Consider the following 5,666-nt stretch of genomic DNA (forward strand, 5'->3'; position numbering starts at 1 on the left):
TTGTCGCTCCACGCCTGTGCATAGGAGCCGGAACGAATGTCCTCCACCAAGTCGGTGAACCTGGGTGTCCAGTCCAGCTCGGCGCGGGTACGTGGCGCCCGGCTACGGCTGTTGACGGCCAGACCGATGGTGACCCACCGCTCTCCCCAGATTCGGATCGCCTCATCGAAGTCGACGCTGCGTGTCGCCTGCCCTGTCACGGCCGCCACCGCTTCGGCGACGGTCCTGAACGCGACCTCGCCGGCGACGACGTGGTACAGAGCACCAGGCGTACCACGCTCCGAAGCACGGACGACGACGTCGGCGACGTCGCGGACGTGGGCGTGGGAGTACAGGTTGAGACCGGCCCCGAGGTAGCAGGCCTGACCCGTCTGGAGGACCGAGTTGAAGAATTGCGGCACCTGGACCGAGCCCGCCTCCCCCCAGAGCAGTGGCGGGCGTACGACGACCGTGCGCAAACCGGTCCGCGCTGCGTCCCGAACGATGTTTTCCGTCCGGATCCGGATCATTCTGTTCGGCAGCTCCGGGTGAGGAAAAGGATCGTCCTCAGCAAACGTGTTCTCGTTCCATTGCCCGTCTCGCGCGGCTATGGAGAGGACGCCGGTCCCCGAGACGAAGATCAGGCTGCGGGAGGAACCGGATAGCTGCTCCACGATGGCCGCGGTCAGCTCAGCTTCCTGACGGAAGGGCAGCATCGCGGACATGACCACGGTATCGAAGTCGCCTACGCTCTCGGCCACGCGCGCAATGTCGCTCGCGTCGCCCGGCAATGGCACGATCCCGCGTTCCCTCATCCGGTCGGCCGAGGAGTCGGATCTCGCCAAGCCGTGCACCTCATAGCCCTCCGAGCGCAGTCCAGCGGCGACGTGCGATCCTAGGTAGCCGGTAGCGCCGACGACAAGCGCCTTCATCGTGACCGCACGCCGGCCTCAACCAGTAGCGGCCGGATCGCCTCGTCATAGGCAGCCACTCCAGCGTCGTAGTCTGGGAAAGAGATGGCCATGCCGTCCATCCCACCGGCGTGCATCGTCGCGATCGAGTCGGCGATCTGGTCAGGGGTGCCCACTAGCGGGAAACCCCAACTTCCCGCCGCTGTCCTGCGCACGATATTCTCGCGTGCGACGACGTCCACGCTTCGCAACTTTCCTGCAGAGTTGTCGAGAAACGCTCCAGCGGCCTTCTTGTCGAGCTGTTCGGTCATCAGATGCTCGAAATGCTGCTGCGCTTCGCGCTCGGTGTCCGCGCACACGACGTAACCGTGCCCGCAGAACTTGAGGTGCTCGTTGCCGTGTTGGGCCGCTAGCCTTCTAGAACTCTCGAGCGTCTTCGGAAACTCCTCCATGCTCGAAAAAATCGCAAAAATCACGTCGGCGTATCGCCCGGCAAAAGCGAGACCCTCGGGACTCGAGCCCGCGCTCATGATGACCGGCCTAGGACGCTGAAGCGGCTTGGGCTGGGAGACGATACCCTTTCCGTGCACGAACTCGCCGTCGAAGTCGAACGGTTCGTCCACGGCGAAGATTTTGAGCAGCAGTTCCATCCACTCCGAGGCGTGCTCGTAGCGCCGGTCATGGTCGACTTCGGGGAGGCCGAACATGTCGAAGGCGTCCTGGTTCCAGCCCGCTACGACGTTGAGCGCCAGGCGCCCGCCAGCGATGTGGTCGGCCGTTGCCATCATCTTGGCCAACATGACCGGGTGGAAGAGTGGCACATGGACGGTGGCGAACAGTTGGATCCGTTCAGTTACGGCCGCGAGACCCGCCGTGAAAGTGAGCGACTCCCATACGCGGTCATACGTCGGGTACGAAGGCGTGGTGTTGCGCCACGAGGCCACGGACAAGATCGCATCCATGCCTGCGGCCTCGGCGGCCTGGGCGATGCGTTTACTCTCCGGCCACGTCACCCGCAACGTCTCAGCCGCGTGCGTCAGCGTGGTGCCGCGGGACTTGTTCAGGGACAACAGGACGATCTTGAAGTCGTCGTCGTTGAGCATGGGGGTTGTCCGAATATCCACGACCGGGTCGAGTACCGGCCGGGCTCCCTCGGGAATGTCGGATTCCGCTTCATGGTCATCGATCACAGCACATGCTCCAATGCTCGGCGAGGTGGGCGCAGTGCACGAAACCCCGATTGATCGGCGCAGTCACCCTAAGTCGGCCCGGTCCGGGCAATGCGTCTTGTTCAGTTATCTCGGACGGCGACGACGCGGTGCCGTCAGCAGCCTATCGTGACGACACCGTCAGCAAGAGGAGCTAGGCATGCACGACAGTGGACCAGGCGCCATCGACCCGAGGCGATATCGTGACGTCCTGGGCCAGTATCCCACTGGTGTCACGGTCGTCACGTCTATAGATGAGACCGGTCATCCCATCGGGCTCGCCGTCGGCTCCTTCACATCCGTCTCCCTGGACCCGCCACTGGTGGCCTTCTGTCCGGCGAAGACCTCCACGACGTGGCCCAGGATCGCGAAAGCGGGTCGGTTCTGCGTCAACGTCCTTGCCGCGCGGCAGGAGCCGGTATGCCGACAGTTCTCCTCAAGAATGCCCAACAAGTTCGAAGCGTTGAGTTGGGCGCCGGCGGGAACGGGATCGCCGATCCTCGACGGCGCCGTGGCTTGGATCGATTGCGAACTCGAGACGGTGCACAGAGCTGGCGACCACGACATTGTGGTGGGAGCCGTACGGGACCTCGGAACGGTCGATAACGGCTTGCCCCTGCTGTTCTTCGGCGGTGGTTACGGACAATTTCAGCCGCTCACCTTCACCACAGCCAGCGACGACGTATTGGAGCAGTTGCGACTGGTCGACGAGGTTCGGCCCGCCATGGAGTCGATCGCCCGGGACCTGAGTGTCGAGTGCGATGCGCTGGCCCTTCACGGATCCGATATGGTCTTCCTCGCCCGCGCCGGCTCGAGCTCGGCGACACCAACGGCGGTCGGGCGCCGCGTGCCTTTCCAACCACCGATGGGCTTGTCTTTCGCGGCCTGGGGCGGCGACCGCGTCCGCAAGGCTTGGTTCGACAGCGCCCCGGAGTTCCCCCCGAGCCCGCTCGAGGACATGCTGGCCAGGGTCCGCAGGCGCGGCTACGCCGTGGGGCTGGGCAACGAATTCCACACCAGCTTCTGGCGTGCCCTGACATCGTCGGCTCCCGAGAAGACCAATCCGATCGTGGAATCCGCGGACCTGCCGGGGGCAGAGTACGACCAGCGAGATCTCGACCCCGACCAGACGTACGAAGTCCGCACGTTGAGCGCGCCGGTATTCGACAGCGCCGGGCGGGTGCTCCTGCTGACGCTGTACGGACTGCCGGACTCGACCGGCGAGCAGGTCGCGCAGTATGCCGAGACGCTCTGTGACTTGACACGCAACGAGACACGCAAGCTGGGTGGCAGACTGCCGTAGCTCGTCCCCGGTGCGGTGGGCCTCACCGCCCGGGCTGAGCGCCCGATCTCACGTAACCGCCCGACGGTCGCACCGACTCATCCCGCACCCGCGCACAGCCGGACTGGAACCGGCTGTGTCGCGACTGCCTCGAGGGTCGGCGGACCATCACTTCGTGAGGTCAAGGGCGATGTCGACGAGCATGTCCTCTTGTCCGCCGACGAGCTTGCGCCGTCCGGCTTCGACCAGCAGCTGCCGGACGCCGACGCCGTACTGAGCCGCAGCGGTCTCGGCGTGGCGCAAAAAGCTGGAGTAGACACCCGTGTACCCGAGCGTCAGCGTCTCGCGGTCCACGCGCACGGGACGATCTTGCAGCGGGCGGACCAGGTCGTCCGCAGCGTCCTGAAGTGCGAAGAGATCGCACCCGTGAACGAATCCGAGGAGGTTCGCGGCGGCGACGAAGGCCTCGATGGGACAATTTCCCGCGCCTGCACCCTGACCCGCCAGGGAGGCATCGACGCGCGTGGCACCTGCCTCGACCGCGACGACCGAGTTGGCGACCGAGAGCGAGAGGTTTTCGTGGGCGTGGATGCCGATCTGCGTCCTCTCGTCGAGGACGTCTCGGTATGCCACGATGCGATCGGTAACTTCGGCCATCGTCAGACGACCCCCTGAATCCGTCACATAGACGCAGTGCGCCCCGTAAGACTCCATAAGGGCTGCCTGCTTCGCCAGTGCGGTCGGCGGTGCCATGTGGCTCATCATCAGAAATCCTGACACGTCCATCTCCAGCTCCCTCGCTGCGGCGATGTGCTGGGCCGCCACATCGGCCTCAGTGCAGTGCGTCGCAATCCGGACCGATCGGACACCGAGGTCGTAAGCCCTGCGGAGCTCCGCGACAGTCCCGACACCGGGAAGCAGCAGAGTTGTAAGGACGGCGTGCTGGGCATGGGGCGCGGCGGCCTCGAGCCATTCCCAGTCGGTGTGACTGCCGGGTCCGTAGTTGAGGCTACCGCCGGCCAGTCCGTCCCCATGGGACACCTCGATCGCGTCAACGCCTGCGGCGTCGAGCGCTGCGACGATCAGGCCTACGTCGTTAGGGTCGATGCGGTGCCGGATCGCATGCATGCCGTCCCGCAAGGTCACGTCCTGGATGTACAGGCGCTCCTGCCGTTCCTGACCCCGACTGTCAAGCGTGCCCACCGTCATGCCGCGTCCTCCTTGATGCGTCTAGCGATCTGCTCAGCGACTTGAGATTGCCTGCGTAAGCGGGCAGATAGTGCGCCGCACCCTCGACCTCCAGAAACACCGTGACTTTCCAACGCACACAGTCCGAAGTGAGGGTGCTCATCTCGTTGCGCTTGACCTCGGTGAACTGGACGGCCTGCTTGAGCCGGTAGCCGGGGACATACGCCGCCACGGCGGAGACCATGTCGTGGATCGAGGCCCGGACAGCGTCCAGATCCCCATCGGGGATGAGGCAGTAGACCGTGTCACGCATGATCATCGGCGGTTCGGCGGGATTGAGGATGATGACGGCCTTGCCGCGAGCGGCCCCTCCCACCTGCTCGACCGCACGCGCCGTCGTCTCCGTGAACTCGTCGATATTGGCACGGGTGCCCGGTCCAGCGGACCGGGACGAGACGGACGCGACAATCTCGGCGTAGCTGACCGGGAGTACGGCGGCTACCGCCGCGACGATCGGGATCGTCGCCTGTCCGCCGCACGTCACCATGTTGACGTTGGGTGCGTCGACATGCGCCACGAGGTTCACCGCGGGCACGACGAACGGACCGACAGCTGCCGGCGTTAGGTCAATCATGCGCTTGGCGTACGGAGCGAGGGCCTTCGCATTGAGCCGGTGGGCGCCTGCGCTCGTTGCGTCAAGGATGAGCTCGACCTCATCGAACCCGTCCATGTCGATCAGTCCCTGCACACCATTGGAAATCGTTGTGATGCCCATGCCTTGCGCCCGGGACAGACCATCGGACTGGGCATCAATTCCGACCAGCGCCGCCATCTCCAGGTGCTCGGAGAACCGTTCGACTTTGACGGTCAGGTCGGTCCCGATGTTGCCCGAGCCGATCACCGCGACCTTGGTGGAGTTCGTTGAGGCCCCGTGTATGCCCGTCATGTGTCGTCCATTTCCGAGAAGTTGACCGCAACGTCGCCGAGACCGGAGATCGAGGCGTGGAGAAAGGCGCCGGGAATTGGCGAGATCATTGGTCCCAGGGCGCCCGACAAGATGATCTCGCCGGCCCGGAGCGGGTCGCCGATGCGGGCGCT

Annotated in this window: 5 protein-coding genes; 1 reads left to right on the plus strand and 4 read right to left on the minus strand. The window is 64.9% G+C overall.

Going from position 1 to position 5,666, the window contains the following annotated elements:
• A partial coding sequence (locus QZX79_RS15060) for an NAD-dependent epimerase/dehydratase family protein (RefSeq protein ID WP_294569452.1) occupies nt 1-911 on the minus strand: 911 nt, incomplete at its 3' end.
• The gene (locus QZX79_RS15065) at nt 908-2,080 is read right to left on the minus strand and encodes an LLM class flavin-dependent oxidoreductase (RefSeq protein ID WP_294569454.1); all 1,173 of its coding nucleotides are present in this window, start codon (nt 2,078-2,080) and stop codon (nt 908-910) included. The genes QZX79_RS15065 and QZX79_RS15060, both read right to left, overlap by 4 nt.
• Before the next feature lie 178 nt (nt 2,081-2,258).
• Here QZX79_RS15065 and QZX79_RS15070 point away from each other — a divergent pair, with 178 nt between their 5' ends.
• Nucleotides 2,259-3,401 carry a flavin reductase gene (locus tag QZX79_RS15070; protein WP_294569456.1) on the plus strand — a complete coding sequence of 381 codons (1,143 nt, stop codon included), beginning with the start codon at nt 2,259-2,261 and terminating at the stop codon, nt 3,399-3,401.
• A 147-nt stretch (nt 3,402-3,548) separates the two neighbouring features.
• Here the strand turns inward: QZX79_RS15070 and dmpG are convergent, their stop codons facing one another.
• Nucleotides 3,549-4,589, minus strand: coding sequence for a 4-hydroxy-2-oxovalerate aldolase (gene dmpG / locus QZX79_RS15075; protein ID WP_294569457.1), 1,041 nt, complete (start codon nt 4,587-4,589; stop codon nt 3,549-3,551).
• Nucleotides 4,570-5,514 carry an acetaldehyde dehydrogenase (acetylating) gene (locus tag QZX79_RS15080; RefSeq protein WP_294569459.1) on the minus strand — a complete coding sequence of 315 codons (945 nt, stop codon included), beginning with the start codon at nt 5,512-5,514 and terminating at the stop codon, nt 4,570-4,572. Before QZX79_RS15080 ends, dmpG begins: the two co-directional genes overlap by 20 nt.
• Nucleotides 5,515-5,666: the final 152 nt, after the last annotated feature.

The organism is uncultured Arthrobacter sp. (genome assembly GCF_902805515.1).
Taxonomy (GTDB): Bacteria; Actinomycetota; Actinomycetes; order Actinomycetales; family Micrococcaceae; genus Arthrobacter_D.